Origin of the sequence: Vibrio algivorus, assembly GCF_030161215.1 — a bacterium.
Lineage (GTDB): Bacteria > Pseudomonadota > Gammaproteobacteria > Enterobacterales > Vibrionaceae > Vibrio > Vibrio algivorus.
The window spans coordinates 268,286-285,938 of the sequence record NZ_BSPV01000006.1; the positions used below are offsets into that span (position 1 = coordinate 268,286).

Annotated in this window: 21 protein-coding genes; 13 read left to right on the plus strand and 8 right to left on the minus strand. The window is 42.4% G+C overall.

Annotation, left to right across the window (positions count from 1 at the left end; all coding sequences use genetic code 11):
- Positions 1 to 15: 15 nt before the first annotated feature.
- From QQJ93_RS10300 to mlaF, 5 genes are read right to left on the minus strand one after another with little or no spacing between them, the layout of a single operon-like run.
- Positions 16 to 333, minus strand: coding sequence for an STAS domain-containing protein (locus tag QQJ93_RS10300; RefSeq protein ID WP_089122305.1), 318 nt, complete (start codon positions 331 to 333; stop codon positions 16 to 18).
- The gene (mlaC, locus tag QQJ93_RS10305) at positions 333 to 977 is read right to left on the minus strand and encodes a phospholipid-binding protein MlaC (RefSeq protein ID WP_089122304.1); all 645 of its coding nucleotides are present in this window, start codon (positions 975 to 977) and stop codon (positions 333 to 335) included. The genes QQJ93_RS10300 and mlaC overlap by 1 nt, the downstream gene beginning before the upstream one ends.
- 36 nt (positions 978 to 1,013) lie before the next feature.
- Complete coding sequence (gene mlaD, locus QQJ93_RS10310; protein ID WP_089122303.1) at positions 1,014 to 1,490, minus strand: outer membrane lipid asymmetry maintenance protein MlaD; 477 nt, start codon at positions 1,488 to 1,490, stop codon at positions 1,014 to 1,016.
- A gap of 26 nt (positions 1,491 to 1,516) precedes the next feature.
- Positions 1,517 to 2,293, minus strand: a complete 777-nt coding sequence (mlaE, locus tag QQJ93_RS10315) for a lipid asymmetry maintenance ABC transporter permease subunit MlaE (protein ID WP_089123536.1) — start codon at positions 2,291 to 2,293, stop codon at positions 1,517 to 1,519.
- A 43-nt stretch (positions 2,294 to 2,336) separates the two neighbouring features.
- On the minus strand, positions 2,337 to 3,137 hold the full coding sequence (gene mlaF, locus QQJ93_RS10320; protein ID WP_089122302.1) for a phospholipid ABC transporter ATP-binding protein MlaF: 801 nt from the start codon (positions 3,135 to 3,137) through the stop codon (positions 2,337 to 2,339).
- 296 nt (positions 3,138 to 3,433) lie between these two features.
- Between mlaF and QQJ93_RS10325 the strand changes: the two genes are divergently transcribed.
- From QQJ93_RS10325 to mgtE, 12 genes are all read left to right on the plus strand, one after another.
- Positions 3,434 to 4,399: a calcium/sodium antiporter gene (locus QQJ93_RS10325; protein WP_089122301.1), complete on the plus strand. Its 966-nt coding sequence runs from the start codon at positions 3,434 to 3,436 to the stop codon at positions 4,397 to 4,399.
- Positions 4,400 to 4,505: 106 nt separating this feature from the next.
- Positions 4,506 to 5,477, plus strand: coding sequence for an arabinose-5-phosphate isomerase KdsD (gene kdsD, locus QQJ93_RS10330; protein WP_089122300.1), 972 nt, complete (start codon positions 4,506 to 4,508; stop codon positions 5,475 to 5,477).
- On the plus strand, positions 5,477 to 6,034 hold the full coding sequence (kdsC, locus tag QQJ93_RS10335) for a 3-deoxy-manno-octulosonate-8-phosphatase KdsC (RefSeq protein WP_089122299.1): 558 nt from the start codon (positions 5,477 to 5,479) through the stop codon (positions 6,032 to 6,034). The genes kdsD and kdsC overlap by 1 nt, the downstream gene beginning before the upstream one ends.
- Positions 6,031 to 6,597, plus strand: a complete 567-nt coding sequence (gene lptC, locus QQJ93_RS10340) for an LPS export ABC transporter periplasmic protein LptC (RefSeq protein ID WP_431313591.1) — start codon at positions 6,031 to 6,033, stop codon at positions 6,595 to 6,597. Before kdsC ends, lptC begins: the two co-directional genes overlap by 4 nt.
- Positions 6,578 to 7,090 carry a lipopolysaccharide transport periplasmic protein LptA gene (lptA, locus tag QQJ93_RS10345; protein WP_089122298.1) on the plus strand — a complete coding sequence of 171 codons (513 nt, stop codon included), beginning with the start codon at positions 6,578 to 6,580 and terminating at the stop codon, positions 7,088 to 7,090. Before lptC ends, lptA begins: the two co-directional genes overlap by 20 nt.
- A gap of 2 nt (positions 7,091 to 7,092) precedes the next feature.
- Positions 7,093 to 7,818 (plus strand): LPS export ABC transporter ATP-binding protein, encoded by a 726-nt coding sequence (gene lptB, locus QQJ93_RS10350; protein ID WP_089122297.1) that lies wholly within the window; start codon positions 7,093 to 7,095, stop codon positions 7,816 to 7,818.
- A gap of 150 nt (positions 7,819 to 7,968) precedes the next feature.
- Entirely contained in the window at positions 7,969 to 9,411 is a 1,443-nt protein-coding gene (locus QQJ93_RS10355; RefSeq protein WP_431313596.1) for an RNA polymerase factor sigma-54, read from the plus strand.
- Between the two features lie 65 nt (positions 9,412 to 9,476).
- A complete protein-coding gene (gene hpf, locus QQJ93_RS10360) occupies positions 9,477 to 9,764 on the plus strand; it encodes a ribosome hibernation promoting factor (RefSeq protein ID WP_089122295.1) in 288 nt (95 codons plus the stop codon).
- A 2-nt stretch (positions 9,765 to 9,766) separates the two neighbouring features.
- Positions 9,767 to 10,216: a PTS IIA-like nitrogen regulatory protein PtsN gene (gene ptsN / locus QQJ93_RS10365; RefSeq protein ID WP_089122294.1), complete on the plus strand. Its 450-nt coding sequence runs from the start codon at positions 9,767 to 9,769 to the stop codon at positions 10,214 to 10,216.
- On the plus strand, positions 10,213 to 11,097 hold the full coding sequence (gene rapZ / locus QQJ93_RS10370; protein ID WP_089122293.1) for an RNase adapter RapZ: 885 nt from the start codon (positions 10,213 to 10,215) through the stop codon (positions 11,095 to 11,097). Before ptsN ends, rapZ begins: the two co-directional genes overlap by 4 nt.
- Positions 11,094 to 11,381 (plus strand): HPr family phosphocarrier protein, encoded by a 288-nt coding sequence (locus QQJ93_RS10375; protein ID WP_089122292.1) that lies wholly within the window; start codon positions 11,094 to 11,096, stop codon positions 11,379 to 11,381. Before rapZ ends, QQJ93_RS10375 begins: the two co-directional genes overlap by 4 nt.
- 161 nt (positions 11,382 to 11,542) lie before the next feature.
- Entirely contained in the window at positions 11,543 to 12,913 is a 1,371-nt protein-coding gene (gene mgtE / locus QQJ93_RS10380) for a magnesium transporter (RefSeq protein ID WP_089122291.1), read from the plus strand.
- Between the two features lie 264 nt (positions 12,914 to 13,177).
- On the opposite strand, the gene pmbA is transcribed toward mgtE, so the two are convergent.
- Positions 13,178 to 14,521, minus strand: coding sequence for a metalloprotease PmbA (gene pmbA / locus QQJ93_RS10385; protein ID WP_089122290.1), 1,344 nt, complete (start codon positions 14,519 to 14,521; stop codon positions 13,178 to 13,180).
- A 121-nt stretch (positions 14,522 to 14,642) separates the two neighbouring features.
- Here pmbA and yjgA point away from each other — a divergent pair, with 121 nt between their 5' ends.
- Positions 14,643 to 15,164, plus strand: coding sequence for a ribosome biogenesis factor YjgA (gene yjgA, locus QQJ93_RS10390; RefSeq protein ID WP_089122289.1), 522 nt, complete (start codon positions 14,643 to 14,645; stop codon positions 15,162 to 15,164).
- A 199-nt stretch (positions 15,165 to 15,363) separates the two neighbouring features.
- Here the strand turns inward: yjgA and tldD are convergent, their stop codons facing one another.
- Positions 15,364 to 16,812 (minus strand): metalloprotease TldD, encoded by a 1,449-nt coding sequence (gene tldD / locus QQJ93_RS10395; protein ID WP_089122288.1) that lies wholly within the window; start codon positions 16,810 to 16,812, stop codon positions 15,364 to 15,366.
- 7 nt (positions 16,813 to 16,819) lie between these two features.
- The gene (locus tag QQJ93_RS10400; protein ID WP_089122287.1) at positions 16,820 to 17,644 is read right to left on the minus strand and encodes a carbon-nitrogen hydrolase family protein; all 825 of its coding nucleotides are present in this window, start codon (positions 17,642 to 17,644) and stop codon (positions 16,820 to 16,822) included.
- Between the last annotated feature and the right edge of the window lie 9 nt (positions 17,645 to 17,653).

Here is a 17,653-nt window from a genome sequence, read left to right on the forward strand (position 1 = left end):
TAACCCTCTAATTTTTTAATCGTCGGTAACTTGAATATGCTCAGCAAATAGCTCATCAATATTGCTAAGTTTAAATAATGTATATAGCTGACTTGGCATAAAGGTCAGCATTATATGACAATTTTGATTTTTTGCATGCTGTAATAAATGAATAAGCATTGCCATGCCTGCAGAATCCACTCTATCGAGCTCTTTTAAGCATACTTCATATCGCGCAATTTGTGTCTGCCAAGCTTGTAGTTGAGACCACAGCTCAGGTACAGTATCACGAGTCAATTGGCCAATGATAGAGGCCTGCTGCTCACCGTTTTCTTGCCAATGACAACTCTGCACTATTTTTTACCTTCAAAAACAATGTCTTTTTGTGCCAATTGAGCTAACTCTTTAGTGACCGCAGGAATACCATCCTGACGAATTTTACTATTCCATTCTGATTGCTTACTTGAAAGTAAACTAATTCCTTCTGCCACCATATCGTAAGCTTTCCACTCTCCAGTCTTGGTATTTTTTAATAAAGTAAACTCAAGTTTAATATTTGGGCGGCTGGTATCGATGATCTCAACCGGAATAGAAAGAATACGCACATCATCATTTACGGTTTTTTCTACTGCAAATTGAATCGTTTGATCGGTATATTGAGTCAAGACTTGTGCATAAGAGGTGATTAAATAAGCACGAAATTCTTGTATAAACTCTCCGACTTGTTGTTTATCTGCCCCTCGTAAGTTCGGGCCAAGTAATTTCAGTGCCGTATATTGATAATTTACGTACGGCATCATTTCTTGCTCTACGATGGTTTTTAAGTAATTCGGATCCGCTTGCACTTTTGACTGCTCAGCTTTAAGGCGATCAAACGTTTGCTCTGCAACCGAATGCATCATTTTATATGGATTACTACTATCAACTGTTGCGGCATTAGCGCTAAAAGCAAAACCCACAAACGCCAACAGTAACGCTGTTTTTTTTATCCAAGACATAGCTAACTCCTTATGACACCCAAGTAACTGGGTATATTATTCAGACTCTTTGCTGCTATATAAAAATTGGCCAATTAAATCTTCTAACACTAACGCAGACTTAGTATCTTCAATAAAATCACCATCCACCAAGGTACTGCTCACCCCTTCCATCACAAAGCCTGGCACTAGGCTAATATACTGTTCGCCAATTAAACCTGAAGTCAGGATTTGCGCACTTGAGGTGTCGGGATACTCCCCAAACTTTCGCCCAATTGACATACTAACAACTGGAATGTAATTCTGAGTATCCAAGCTGATATCAGTAACTTGCCCAACCACAACTCCTCCAACTTTTACCGGAGAGCGAACTTTCAAGTTACCAATATTATCAAAGTGTGCTTTTAAGGTATAACTATCACTTGGGCCAATACTGGTGACATTCGCCACCTTAAACATCATCACTAAAATCGCAATAACGCCCAATAATACAAAACTGCCTACCATAAATTCTAAACGACGATTTGTTTGCATGATTTACTTCCAATATAAATTCAAAATCAATGACCGAACATCAAAGCAGTCAGAATAAAATCTAGCCCTAAGACGGCTAATGAAGAATGTACAACCGTTCGAGTGGTAGCACGGCTAATACCTTCTGATGTAGGGATACAATCATAGCCATTAAATAAAGCTATCCAGATAATGGTTATCGCAAATACCATACTCTTGATGACACTGTTACCAATATCATAACCAAGGCTGACCGAAGATTGCATTGCCGACCAATAACTACCAGCATCAATGCCTTTCCACTCTACACCGACAATCTGTCCCCCCCAGATACCAACCGCCATAAAGATCATAGCAAGCAGGGGCATCGACACGACTCCTGCCCAAAAACGTGGCGCAACCACTCGACGCAGTGGGTCTATCGCCATCATCTCCAAGCTAGATAGTTGCTCAGTTGCTTTCATCAAACCTATTTCAGCCGTTAAAGCAGAACCCGCTCGTCCAGCAAACAATAATGCAGTCACCACTGGGCCTAACTCACGCAATAAAGACAGTGCCACCATTTGACCTAAGCTGCCCTCTGCACCGTAATCCACTAATATAATGTAGCCTTGCAAGCTCAACACCATGCCAATAAATAAGCCTGACACAATAATAATGGCTAGAGATTGTACACCAACGCTGTAGAGCTGATTGATAAATAAAGGAAAATTTTTACTCAATTGAGGTTTACCAACAAGTGCCCCCCACAACATCAAAGAAGCTCTTCCCCAAGCTTCCGCTAAGGCAATCGTACGTGCGCCAATTCGGGCGACCTTATTGATTATAGGGTGACTGTCTTTTATGGGATCACGGTTTTGCTCTGGTTTATTCACAACCCAATATATCCTTTTCAATGGGTGAAGCAGCAAAGTGGAACGGAACCGGGCCATCTTCTTTCCCAGTTAAAAACTGTTGTACACGCTCATCGGTACTCTGATTAAGCTCATCAGGAGAGCCTTGGGCAATCACTTTTCCGTTAGACAATAAATACACGTAGTCGGCAATACTCATTACTTCTGGCACATCATGGGAAACCACAATGGAAGTCACGCCAAGAGCATGGTTAAGGTTTTTGATCAGCTCCACCAGTACCCCCATTGTGATAGGATCTTGTCCAACAAACGGCTCATCATACATAATTAAATCAGGATCCAACGCAATCGCTCTCGCTAGCGCAGCTCGCCTAGCCATACCGCCAGAAAGCTCACTTGGCATCAATTGCGCCGCTCCTCGTAACCCAACCGCTTCCAACTTGAGCTTTACTAAGGTTTCAATTAAAGATTCGTTCAGTTCGGTATGTTCTCGCAAAGGAAAAGCGACGTTATCGAATACATTCATATCAGTAAATAAAGCACCAGATTGAAATAGCATGCTCATTTTTTTACGAACTTGATATAAGCGCTGACGATTTAAAGCTGGAATATTATCGCCATCAAACCATATCTCACCTTGATCTGGTAAAATCTGGCCACCAATCAAACGCAACAATGTCGTTTTACCAATACCCGATGGCCCCATGATTGCAGTGATCTTTCCTTTCGGGATCGACAAATTCACATCATCGAAAATCACTCTTTGATTACGCTGAAACGTCAGAGATTTTATCGATACCAATTCCGCTGTCATAACTTTCCTTTATAATCACTAACAAAAGCAATACATTGGCGCATCATATACCCAAGTAACCTAAAAATGCGAGTTTCAACAAGAATAAAGCAATGTTTTCATTCAATTGAACCTAATATTTTTATTTTTTCTTGTTAGTAAATAGAAGCCAAATGACTAATAAATATGTCAAGAGACTTTCTTTTTGTTGCTTGAAACGTCAAAATTGCGCCCCTCATATTGAGGATAGTTAGCTTGTCCCTTAATCTACTCGATATTTCGTCACTTTTAACTCACTTTAGTAAACAGGAATCATCATGTTACTTGCTGTTGTATTACTCGTTGTTGGCCTTGCACTATTAGTATGGAGTGCTGATAAGCTGGTTTATGGCTCAGCAGCCGTTGCAAAGAACATGGGCATTTCCCCATTAGTCATCGGTATGACCATTCTAGCAATGGGCTCATCTGCACCAGAGATGATGGTATCAGCCACTGCAGCGCTGGAAGGCAAAACCGATACCGCGATTGGTAACGTACTGGGTTCAAACATTGCCAACATTGCATTGATCTTAGGTATTACTGCAATGATTAAGCCTTTATCCATTAGCTCAACTATTTTACGCCGTGAACTCCCTTTAATGATTATCGTGACCTTAGTCGCTGGTGCGTTAATGTGGGATGACTACCTAGGCTTTACTGAAGGTCTTGTGTTGATCGCTTTATTTGCGGCCTTTATTTTGGGTATGCTTAAGATTAGTCAGAATGAAAAAGGGGCCAAAGATATCTTGTTAGAACAGCAGGAATCTGAAATCCCTGAAGGTGTTGATAATAAAATTGCTATTTTTTGGGTTGTAGTCGGTTTAATTCTATTACCGATAGCCGCTGATTTATTAGTAGATAATGCAGTGATCATCGCTAAATACTTCGGTATGAGTGATTTAGTGATTGGTTTAACTATTATCGCCATTGGTACGAGTTTACCTGAGCTTGCTGCATCACTTGCCGGTGTTTTTAAAGGCGAAGATGATATGGCTGTAGGTAACATCATTGGCTCAAATATCTTTAATATTTTAGCAGTAATGGGAATTCCTGCTCTAATTAACCCATCAATATTAAGTGAATATGCCATGAACCGAGACTTTTGGGTCATGCTAGGCGTATCATTACTCTTAGTTGTGATGGCTTTAGGTAAATCTCGTAGTATCAACCGCACTGAAGGCGGGATATTATTGCTGTGCTTTTTAGCTTATCAAGGTTATCTGTTTTACAATATCAGTGCCTAAAACAAGAAATAGCAAATAGGCGGCTACACTGTCGCCTTTTTATTGAATTATCGTTAACTGACGAGTTCAGTTAAGCAACAATCTCCCCAAACTAGGAATAACATTGATGTCAACTTCTTTTGATTACCGCTCTGTTGCCCAAGATGTTTTATCAATTGAAATGCGAGGCCTACAACAGCTAGCACAGTATTTTAATGACGAGTTCCAACAGGCTTGCGATATGGTGCTTAACAACCAAGGGAAAGTCGTGGTAATGGGTATGGGTAAATCGGGTCATATTGGTAACAAAATTGCCGCCACCTTAGCCAGCACAGGTACTCCTGCATTCTTCGTTCACCCAGGAGAAGCAAGCCATGGTGATCTCGGTATGATAGGCTCTGATGATATTGTATTAGCGATTTCAAACTCTGGTGAATCCTCAGAAATTCTCGCGCTTTATCCAGTACTTAAACGTCGTCATATTCGCATTATAGGTATGACTGGTAAGCCGGAATCTAACATGGCAAAACTGGCTGACGTACACCTACAAATCACGGTTCCAGAAGAAGCTTGCCCACTCGATCTTGCACCAACATCAAGTACTACTGCCACTTTAGTGATGGGCGATGCCTTTGCCGTTGCATTAATGAAAGCACGCGGTTTCACCGCTGAAGACTTTGCACTATCGCACCCAGGTGGCGCTTTAGGCCGTAAATTATTACTTAAACTGTCTGATATTATGCATTCAGGGGCAGCGCTACCAACGGTAGGACAAGATGCACTGATTCGTGATGCTTTACTAGAAGTGTCACAAAAAGGATTAGGTATGACAGCAATTGTCGATAACGATATGACGCTACTTGGTATATTCACTGATGGTGATTTACGCCGCTTACTCGATCAACGTATTGATGTACATACCACGCCAATTAGCCAAGTCATGACCAAGAACCCAACCGTTGCAACCCCCAATCTACTGGCTGTGGAAGGGTTAAATATTATGCAAGAAAAAAGTATCAATGGCTTAATGCTATGCCAAGATGGTAAATTAGTCGGTGCACTGAATATGCATGACTTATTAAAGGCTGGAGTAATGTAATGAGCCAAATGACACCGACCCCATACGGACAAGCTCCAACGGCTATAATGAATATAGCAAAAAACATCAAACTATTAATTTGTGATGTCGATGGCGTATTTTCAGATGGCTTGGTGTACATGGGAAATCAAGGTGAAGAGCTCAAAACCTTTCACACTCGCGATGGCTATGGCGTTAAATCATTAATGCAAGCAGGGATTGAAGTCGCCATCATTACCGGTAGACAATCTCAAATCGTTGAAAACCGAATGAAAGCTTTAGGCATCACTCTTATCTACCAAGGCCAAGATAACAAACTTATCGCCTATGAAGATATTTTGAACAAACTAAAGGTTTCACCACAGCAGGTTGGTTATATTGGGGATGACCTGATCGATTGGCCAGTGATGGAAAAAGTAGGCTTACAAGTCTCTGTTGCTGATGGCCATCCATTATTAGTGCAACGCGCCAATTATGTCACCCATATTAAAGGCGGTCACGGAGCGGTACGTGAAGTATGTGATTTAATTTTACAGGCAAGAGATGAACTCGAAGCGTATCAAGGACTCAGTATATGATGAGCTTATCTAGACTCATTTATTTACTATTAATTTTTGTGGCATCTTGGTCGGCTTATTATCTTTATGAGCAATCGGCAGATGACGTAGAACTTATTGCACCGAGTTTAGAAGCGCCACTGTTTACCGGTAAAAACCTCACTAACACGACTTATGATATTGATGGGTTGCGTAACTATAAAATGTACTCGGACTCTTTAGAGCACTTTGCGCAAGATGGCCACACTGTCTTCTATAAACCTAAGTTGGTGGTTTACCGAGAGGGCAGTACAGAAGAGTGGGTTATTACTTCAGATACTGCTGTGTTATCAAAAGAGCACATATTGACGCTACAACATAATGTGGTAGCACGTAATGTGATTGAAGGCGCTAGCTTTGATCATATGACTACAGAAGAAATGCTCATTGATTTGAATAGCAAGGATTTTTCAACCGACACCACAGTTACAATGGTTGGGCCCCAATTTACAAATATTGGCAATGCGATGAAAGGTAACTTTGATACCAACCTCGCTACGCTTTTTAATCAAGTTCAAGGTACCTATGAAAATATTACACCGTAGCTCTTTATACCTTAGTGTATTGTTTTGCTTATTCGCTTCCGCTTCATCATGGGCACTGAGCAGCGATCAAGAACAACCAATCCATATTAGCTCTGATAGCCAAGATTTGGATATGAAAACCAACAAGGTTACCTTTATTGGTAATGTGAAACTGACTCAAGGCAGCATTATCTTGACTGCTGATAAGTTAATCGCTTTTCGTGATGCCAAAACCGGTGAACTCACCGAATTGCAAGGCTTTGGTAAACCCTCTCACTTCTCACAAAAAACCGATGACGGTAAGCTATTAAAAGGCCAGGCAAATACTCTGGTGTATACCGTTGCCAGCGACCAACTTGTGATGACCACTAATGCTGAATTACACCAAGACGATAGCGTTATCAGAGGTAAAGTGATCACTTACCATATTTCTAGCCAAAACTTAAAAGCAAGTAGTGGCGATGGCGAGCGAGTATCAACGGTGATTCAACCTGCGCAATTGGAACAGAAATAATTATGGCGACTCTAAAAGCAGAAAAACTGGCTAAAACTTATGGCAACCGAAAAGTAGTCAGTGATGTAGGCTTAGAAGTAAAATCTGGCCAAATTGTCGGCTTACTTGGGCCTAATGGGGCTGGTAAAACAACCTCTTTCTATATGATTGTTGGCTTAGTATCTCGTGATGAAGGTACTATCAGTATTGATGAAACCGACATCAGTATTTTGCCAATGCACCAACGTTCTCGTATGGGGATTGGTTACTTACCTCAAGAAGCATCGATCTTTCGTAAACTGTCTGTCGAAGATAACATCATGGCAGTACTACAAACCCGTGATGAGTTAAGCAAAGCGGATAAGCAAGATCGTTTAGAAGAACTATTAGATGAGTTCCATATTCAACATATTCGTAAAAGTGCGGGGATGGCGCTTTCCGGTGGTGAACGTCGCCGTGTTGAAATTGCTCGCGCATTAGCGGCAAACCCGAAATTTATTTTATTGGATGAACCTTTCGCTGGGGTCGATCCTATTTCGGTTATTGATATCAAAAAAATCATTGAACACTTACGTGACCGTGGTTTAGGTGTACTAATCACCGACCATAACGTACGTGAAACATTAGATGTATGTGAGCACGCCTATATTGTGAGCCAAGGCCACTTGATCGCCAACGGTACTCCAGAAGAAGTCCTAAATAACGAACAAGTGAAAAAAGTATACCTAGGTGAGCAATTCCGCTTATAACAGCTCTTTAGCGCCAACTTGGATGATGTGAGCGAAGGAATCGCCGTTATGCATCATTCAAGACACCATGAATAAGGATATTCCAGAACAAAAGGCTCTGAGTATTGCATGAAGTCATCATTACAACTTAAGTTTGGTCAACAGCTTTCCATGACCCCTCAGTTACAGCAAGCGATACGTTTGTTGCAACTCTCAACACTCGATTTACAGCAAGAAATTCAAGAAGCCCTAGATTCCAACCCACTATTGGAAGTCGAAGACGAATTTACCGAACAAACTGACGACGCCCATCAAAATAACGACAATACCGACTCAGTGGAACATACCCAACAAGATACGATCAGTGCACAAGACAATGAACTTGAAGTACCAGATAGTACCGAGCATATCGAACAATCAACCATTAGCGATGAGCTTAGTATTGATGCTAGTTGGGAAGATGTTTACAGCGCTAACACTGGCAGTACAGGAATTAATAGCGACGACGAACTCCCCGTCTATCAAGGTGAAACCACACAAACACTGCAAGATTACCTAGAATGGCAGTTAGAGCTCACCCCTTTTAGTGATACCGACCGCACCATAGCTCTTGCTATTCTCGATAGTCTCGATGAATACGGCTATGTCACCGAAAGCTTAGATGATATTCAGCAAAGCCTTGGCAATGATGAGATTGAGCTCGATGAGATTGAAGCGGTACTTAAACGTATTCAACAGTTTGATCCACTCGGTATCGCCTCACGTAATCTCCAAGAATGCTTATTGCTGCAACTCGCTATTTACCCAAAAGACACCCCTTGGCTCGATGAAGCAAAAATGGTGTTACACAATTATATTGATTACTTAGGTAACCGAGATTACAAACTCATCTGTAAAGAAGCTAAACTGAAAGAAGATGAGCTAAAACAAATTTTAACCTTGATTCAACAACTCGACCCTAGACCTGGCAATCATGTCGGGGGTGATGACATCGAATATGTGGTACCCGATGTATCTGTGTTTAAAGATAGAGGTAAATGGACGGTTACTATTAACCCCGACAGCGTACCGCGCTTAAAAGTTAATCAACAGTACGCTGCTTTAGGCAAAGGCAATAGTAACGATAGCCAATATATACGCACTCATGTTCAAGAAGCCAAATGGCTGATTAAAAGTTTAGAGAGTCGAAACGAGACCTTGCTCAAAGTTGCTCGTTGTATAGTTGAACATCAACAAGATTTCTTTGAACATGGTGAAGAAGCGATGAAACCAATGGTTCTCAACGATATCGCACTCGATGTCGATATGCATGAATCAACGATTTCTCGTGTAACAACACAAAAATATATGCATACACCAAAAGGAATTTTTGAGCTTAAATACTTCTTCTCAAGCCACGTCAGCACTGAAGCGGGTGGTGAGTGTTCATCAACCGCAATTCGCGCTTTAATTAAAAAGCTAGTGGCCGCTGAAGACATCAAGAAGCCGTTAAGTGATAGTAAAATTGCAGCCCTTTTAGTTGAACAAGGAATACAAGTAGCAAGACGAACGGTCGCTAAATATCGTGAATCGCTCGGCATTGCACCTTCTAGTCAACGGAAACGCCTACTCTAAGATCGGTTGATTCTAAGATAGGCAGTACTCAAGTGATTTGAGTATCTAACTAAAGAGGAAAGTTTATGCAAATGAATATTACCGGACATCATGTCGAATTAACCGATGCGTTAACCGAATATGTGAACACCAAATTCCAAAAGCTAGAACGCTTCTTTGACCATATCAATAACACTCATGTTGTACTAAAGGTTGAAAAGTTAGATCAGATCGCCGAGGCGACACTACACGTCAATCAAGGTGAAATTCATGCTTCCTCGCAAAGTGAGAACATGTACTCCTCAATTGATGATTTAGTCGATAAACTCACTCGACAACTCAATAAACACAAAGAGAAACTAAGTAGTCATTAACTATGCAATTAAATGAAGTATTGTCACTGGACTGCACTAAAGCCGCAGTTCAGTGCACTAGCAAAAAACGCGCACTCGAAATCATTAGTGAAATCGCAGCGCAGCACAGTGGCCTAGATTCAAATCGCTTATTTGAGTGCATGTTGTCTCGTGAAAAAGTAGGAACCACCGGTATCGGTAATGGTATCGCAATCCCTCATGGTCGCATGCTAGATAGTGAACAAGCCATTGCAGTATTACTACAATGCGAGCAACCTGTCGATTTTGATGCAATTGATAGCCGCCCTGTCGATATTCTCTTTGCACTACTTGTGCCTGATGAGCAATGTAAAACTCACCTAAAAACGTTGTCATTAATGGCAGAAAAACTTAACGACAAAGCGACCTTAAAGCAATTACGTCACGCTCAAACCGACCAAGAGCTATACAACATCATGGTTGGTAATGAATGAATACGGATCAGTCTAAACCATTACATATCACTATAGTCAGCGGCCAGTCAGGCGCAGGTAAAAGTGTTGCTCTGCGCGTATTGGAAGATCTTGGCTACTACTGTGTTGATAATCTTCCCGTTAATTTACTGGATGAGTTTGTCGCCTCGGTTCGCAGTAGCAAACAAAACGTCGCAGTAAGCATTGATATTCGTAACCTACCGCAAGATCCAACCGCGGTTTCAACGACACTACAAAACCTTAAGCAATCGTATGATGTTAATGTTCTATTTTTAGATGCCGACCAATCAACCTTACTCAAGCGTTACAGTGAAACCCGTCGCCTACATCCTCTTTCAATGCACAAAGAAAAACTCTCTCTTGAGCAAGCGATCCAATTAGAGAAAGATCTACTGCTTAATCTAAAAGAAGAAGCTGACTTAGTGCTTGATAGTAGTAACCTGTCTTTGCACGAATTAAGTGAGACAGTTCGAATCCGGGTACAAGGCCGAGACTCCAAAGAATTAGTCATGGTCTTTGAGTCATTTGGCTTTAAATATGGCTTACCAAATGATGCCGACTATGTTTTCGATGTACGCTTTTTACCTAACCCTCACTGGGTGCCAGAATTAAGACCACTGACTGGGCTTGATCAACCCATCATCGATTTTCTTGGTGCAGAGTCAGATGTCCTAGAATTGCAATCAAGCATTGAATGCTTCATCAAAAAATGGCTACCGCTATTAGAGAAAAATAATCGCAGCTATCTCACCGTGGCGATTGGTTGTACTGGCGGAAAACACCGCTCTGTCTATATTACCCAACAACTTGGCGAGCATTTCAAAGCACTGGGTCATCAAGTGCAAGTTCGTCATACTAGCCTAGAGAAACATCATTCATGAGCCAACAACAGACTAAGTGCCAGCAAACTGTATTAATTCAAAACCGCTTAGGCTTACATGCTCGAGCGGCAATTAAATTGGTTGAATTGGCACAAAGTTTTGATGCAGTCATCACCATCAGCGCCGATGATCGTGAAGTAACCGCTGATAGTGTCATGGGGCTATTATTGCTTGATTCAGCACAAGGCCAGCATATTGATATCACCGCGGAAGGTAGCCAGGCCGAACAAGCACTATCCGCAATATGTGCATTAATCGAACAAAAATTTGATGAAGAAGAATAAATAGCCATTCATCAAATTTTAACCTCCCCTCCTAGTCTTCCATTCAAAGCAAAAATACCGCTCTCAAAGTACTATAAGCTATGACATTTACCGTTAAATTAAGCTAATATTCACACCTCAAATATTATAGATGTCATTCAGGTGTATTTAGGAGGCGTGTCATGGCTGAACAACTAGAGTTTGAACTCACCCATCAAACCCTCCAAGAAGTAAGCGAAGCCATTGATGATGGTCGCTTTGTCCATGTTCGTCGCCAACTGCAAGACATGGAACCTGAGGATATTGCACATCTTTTAGAAGCCTCTCCGCACAAAAGCCGTGACGTACTCTGGCAACTGACTGATCCTGAAGATTACGGTGAAATCCTTGATGAGCTTTCCGAAGACATTAAAGACAGCATCGTCTCGAAAATGGCCCCAGAGAAACTGGCCGAAGCCACCGAAGGTATGGACACCGATGATGTCGCCTATGTCTTGCGTAGCTTGCCAGACGATGTATCACGTGAAGTCCTTGACCAAATGGACTCTGAAGATCGTGAACGTGTCGAAACTGCCTTATCTTACTCAGAGGACAGTGCCGGTGCGTTAATGAACACCGACGTTATTACTATTCGTAGTGATGTTGATGTTGATGTTGTTTTGCGTTATTTACGTATGAAAGGTGAGCTACCAGAAGCTACCGATGCTTTATATGTCATTGATAGTGAAAGTAAGTTAATTGGTCATTTATCTCTAACCTCACTCATCACATCGCAAATCGATACGCCAATCACCGAATTAATAGAAGATGCCGATGAAGCAATTTCGGTTTATACCAGTGCGACGGATGTAGCCAGCTTGTTTGAACGTCGTAATTGGGTGTCAGCTCCGGTGGTTAATGAAGAAGGTCAACTAGTCGGTCGTATCACTATCGATGACGTGGTCGACGTTATCCGTGAAGATGCCGAGCACTCAATGATGAGTATGGCGGGTCTAGATGATGATGAAGATACCTTTGCCCCTGTGGTTAAATCGGTACGTCGCCGTAGTATTTGGCTTGGTGCTAATGTACTAGCTGCACTCGCTGCTGCTTCAGTATCCAACATGTTTGAAGGAACTTTGGCACAAATGGCCTCAGTTGCCGTACTAATGACCATCGTACCGTCCATGGGTGGCGTTGCCGGTAATCAAACCGTAGCACTGGTTATTCGCGGCTTAGCATTAGGTCATATCGGTAATACCAACCAACGCTCATTACTATTAAAAGAAGCCGCAATTGGTTTTCTCAATGGTGTGCTATGGGCCTGTATTATTGGCGGAATTGTGGTGCTTTGGAAAAGCAGCCTAGTACTCGGTATTATCATGGCCGTTGCTATGCTAGCCAACTTACTGGCTGCAGGTATTGCTGGTGTGAGCATTCCTATCTTACTTAAGAAAATGAACATCGACCCAGCACTCGCGGGTGGAATGGCACTAACCACCGTCACCGATATGGTTGGATTGTCAGCTTTCTTAGGCCTTGCGACCTTGATGATAAAGATGAATATGATTTAAAGAAGGTGACTAGTTTCTAGGAAGAGCAGTTTCGGATCTCTTTGCTTGGACGCTACGCTGATCGTCTATCGAGAGAATCAATTTAGACCGTCATTCCAAAGTGAGGAAGAAACTATTTGGAATCTCCTATAATGGTTGGAGATCCTGAACTGCGCTCCTACGTCGCTTTTCAGGATGACGGCTTTTTCCCCAGAAACTCGTAACTAGGAACCGCTCTTTCATCTTTTCCTAGCTACGAGAAACGAGCACTCGAGAATTGTCTATCTATTCCCCGGCAACCTTCATCGAATCAATCAAAATCGATCCAGTCTGAATTTGCGAACGCGTTTCCACATCCGTGCCGACTGCTGAGATATTGTTGAACATATCTTTCAAGTTACCAGCAATGGTGATTTCGGAAACAGGATATTGAATAACGCCATTTTCTACCCAAAACCCTGCTGCACCACGTGAGTAATCACCGGTCACCATATTAACGCCTTGCCCCATCAATTCCGTCACGATAAGACCAGTGCCCATGTCTTTAACCAGTTGACCAAAGTCTTGTCCGGTTGATTGAACAAACCAGTTATGGATACCGCCAGCATGGCCAGTAGGTGTCATCCCCATCTTACGTGCTGCATAACTAGTTAACAGGTAAGTAGACAGCACGCCATCACTAATGATTTGGGCATCTTTGGTGTAGACACCCTCACTATCAAATGCACCAGAAGCTAAACCACGTAATACATGAGGCTTTTCTGCGACATTAAACCAACTCGGTAAAATCTGTGTATCCAAACGATCAAGTAAGAAAGACGATTTACGGTAAAGGTTACCACCGCTGATCGCCATCACTAGGTGACCTAGCAAACCAGTTGCGACATCTGCCTGGAATAGAACAGGGAATTGTCCGGTTTTCACTTGGCGGGCATCTAATCGGTCGATAGTTTTCTTAGCCGCTTGCAAGCCTACACTTTCTGGCGTCCATAGATCATCTTTATGGCGTGCAATGGTATAGCTGTAATCACGCTCCATTTCACCCGTTTTTCCTGCACCAATCACGCTACAACTCAAGCTATGACGGCTCGATGCATTGCTCACTAATAATCCATGGCTATTCCCGTATACTTTTATACCGTAATGGCTATCGTAACTTGCGCCATCACTTTGCTTGATTTTATCGCTATATTCTAATGCTGCTTTCTCAGCACGAATCGCCATTTCAGAGGCATAATCAGGGTTTGGCTCATCCGGGTGGAACAGATCCAAATCAGGGATCTCTTTCACCATTAATTCTTTTGGCGCAGGTCCCGCGTAAGGGTCAGGAGAAGTAAACTTAGCAATATCTAATGCAGCGGCTACGGCTTTTTGAATCGCATGATCACTCAAATCAGAAGTAGAAGCACTACCTTTACATTGACCACGGTAAACAGTAATACCTAACGCACCATCACTATTAAATTCAACATTTTCAACTTCACAAGCGTGAGTCGTTACGCTAATACCAGTGGTTTTTGTGATCGCAACTTCAACCGCATCGGCGCTGACTTTCGCAGTCTCCAACGCTTTGGCGACGGCGGCTTCCAATTCAATTTTTTGCTGTGCGATTTGCTGTTTTGCGTCCATATCCACTCTTATCTAATTTATTTCACTATTATTTCCCCTAGGATAACAAGAATTTCGCTTTCTCCCCAGAATTCTTGCTAAAATAGCCCAATATCCCCCAATAAAAAAATAAGTAGAGATTATGGCTCGTAAAAACCAAAAGGCACCTTGGGAAGAAGAAGAGGAAATCATCTGGGTAAGTAAAACTGAGATGAAAGAAGATATGGAAGCCCTACAAAAATTGGGCGAAGAGTTAGTAGGTTTAAAACCTTCTGCCTTAGAGAAGTTTCCATTAGGTGATGACCTACGTGAAGCAATTGCCAATGCACAACGTTTTAAAAACGAAGCAAAACGCCGCCAATTACAATACATTGGTAAGCTAATGCGTCAAATTGATCCAGAACCAATTCAAGCGGAACTCGATCGTCTACGCAATAAGCATTCGCAAGCAACAGCAGAACTACACAAGCTAGAAGAAATGCGTGATCGTATTATTACTGAAATCGATCCTGCAATTGAAGAAGTGATGGAACAACACCCAGATGCGGATCGCCAACGCTTACGTCAGCTCGCACGCCAAGCGCAAAAAGAAAAAGGCGGCAATAAGCCACCTAAAGCGTCGAGAGAGATTTTTCAGATCTTGAAAGCGTTGAAAGAGCTTTAAAAGATAAAAGAAAGTTGCGAGTAGCGAGTGCGCTACGCTTCGAGAGCCGGGAAAAAGTAAAAGCATGCTCAGTCCCGGTTTATTTTTGTGGCAAGTGCTTAATTCAAACTTTAAATATTTTCTCACTACACGTAACACGCTACTCGAAACAGCTTTTCGCTCTTCGGCTCCCGTGCGTAGCGTCCCCGTATCTCGTGTCTTATTGCGTCCCACCCACCGTAATCGAATCTAACTTCAAGCTCGGTTGACCGACTCCTACAGGCACACTTTGTCCAGCTTTACCGCATACGCCAACACCTTTATCAATTGATAAGTCATTACCCACCATTGAAACCTGCTGCATCGCTTCAATGCCAGAGCCAACTAATGTCGCGCCTTTAACTGGTCGCGTAATTTTACCATCTTCAATTAAGTAAGCTTCTGAGGCTGAGAACACAAACTTGCCAGAAGTGATATCAACTTGGCCACCACCAAAGTTAGGTGCATAAAGTCCTTTTTTAATAGTTGAAATGATTTCTTCTGGAGTATGCTCACCTGGCAACATGTAGGTATTGGTCATACGCGGCATAGGTAAATGGGCATAAGATTCACGGCGTCCGTTACCGGTTGGTGATACGCCCATTAAACCAGCATTGTGCTTATCTTGCATGTAGCCTTTTAATACACCATTTTCAATCAGCGTATTGTATTGACCTTCTACACCTTCATCATCGATATTCAATGAACCACGTAGATCTTTTAAGGTTCCATCATCGACAATCGTACATAAATCTGAGGTAACCTTTTGGCCTAGCTTGCCAGAAAATACTGATGATTCTTTACGATTAAAGTCACCTTCTAGGCCATGCCCCACCGCTTCATGTAATAGTACACCCGGCCAACCAGAACCTAATACGACAGGCATAGTACCTGCTGGAGCTTCATCGGCTTCTAAGTTAACCAGTGCCTGACGAATCGCTTCATCAGCAAAATGAATCGCTTGAGTTTTACCATCTTCCATTGTTTGCATGAAAGCTTGATAGCCATAACGACCACCGCCACCCGCACTACCACGTTCACGACGTTCACCACGTTGAGTTAAGACAGAAATTGATAAACGTACTAATGGACGAACATCGCCCGCATAAGTGCCATCGGTTGCTGCAACGAGCACTTGCTCATACACACCACTAATGCTCACTGACACTTCTTGGATTAACGGCTCTTTGCTACGAATGTAGGCATCAATTTGTTTTAATAGCTCAATTTTCTGTTGCTTATCGAGACTCTCTAGTGGATTAACCGCTTGATAGGTTTGCGGCGTCACACTGCGAGTAAAGGCTTTAACTTGGGCATTTTGTCCTTGTTGAGCAATACCACGTGCCGCAATCGCGCTTTGTTGTAGGCCATTAATATCAATTTGATCAGAATAAGCAAAACCTGTTTTCTCACCGGCAATCGCTCGAATACCGACACCACGATCAATGTTAAACGAACCATCTTTAATAATGCTGTCTTCTAATACTAATGACTCATGCCAGCTAGACTGAAAGTAAATATCCGCATAATCAATATGACGAGTGGCAATGCTCGCTAATGTTTTTTGAATATCACTATCGGTTAATCCCGACGGCGCTAATAATTCGCTTTCTACCTTAGTAAGTGTCATAGGTACTCTATTGTTTAGGTTTTAATTGGCGGACAAATCGAGCGTGTTGCATCACAGGCATGCGTTGTCGAATGTCTTGGTTAATCTTGATATCAATGGTAACGGTTATATAGCCTGCTGTCTCGGATAAACATTCAACTATCTGCCCCCACGGATTAATCACCATTGAGTGTCCCCAAGTTTGGCGACCACAGGGATGAATTCCGGTTTGCCCTACTGCGACAATCCAACATTGGGTTTCAATGGCACGCGCTCGCAATAAAGGCTCCCAATGAGCCCTACCAGTGACATAAGTAAAGGCAGCTGGGACCACAATTACATCGGCACCGTCTCTAGTTAGTTGTTGAAACAATTCTGGAAAGCGCAAATCGTAGCAAATGGAGAGCCCTAAGTTAGCAAAGGGGGTTGGCGTGACCACAACTCTCTCACCAGCCAGAAAGGTTTCCGATTCACGATAACGCTGATGACTATCACTAACATCAACATCAAACATATGCAGCTTATCGTAATCCGCTTGTAGCACTCCCTCTGAGGAAAACACCAAGCAAGTGGTTTTGACATCATTATCGATGCGAACAGGAAAAGATCCGACAACTAGCCAAACGCCATAGTCACTGGCTAATTTCGCTAAGGCTGATTGCAGAGCTCCTTTACCTAAAACTTCTGCGTGTTGATGATAATCCTCTCGGTGACCAAAAATAATGGCATTTTCAGGCAAGACTACCCAATCAACTTGCTGGCCTTTCATTGCTTGTAGTTGTTGCTCAATAAATACCAAATTACCTTGGGGATCGGAACCTGAGGTCATTTGAATTAACGCGACTTTAGACATATTCACACT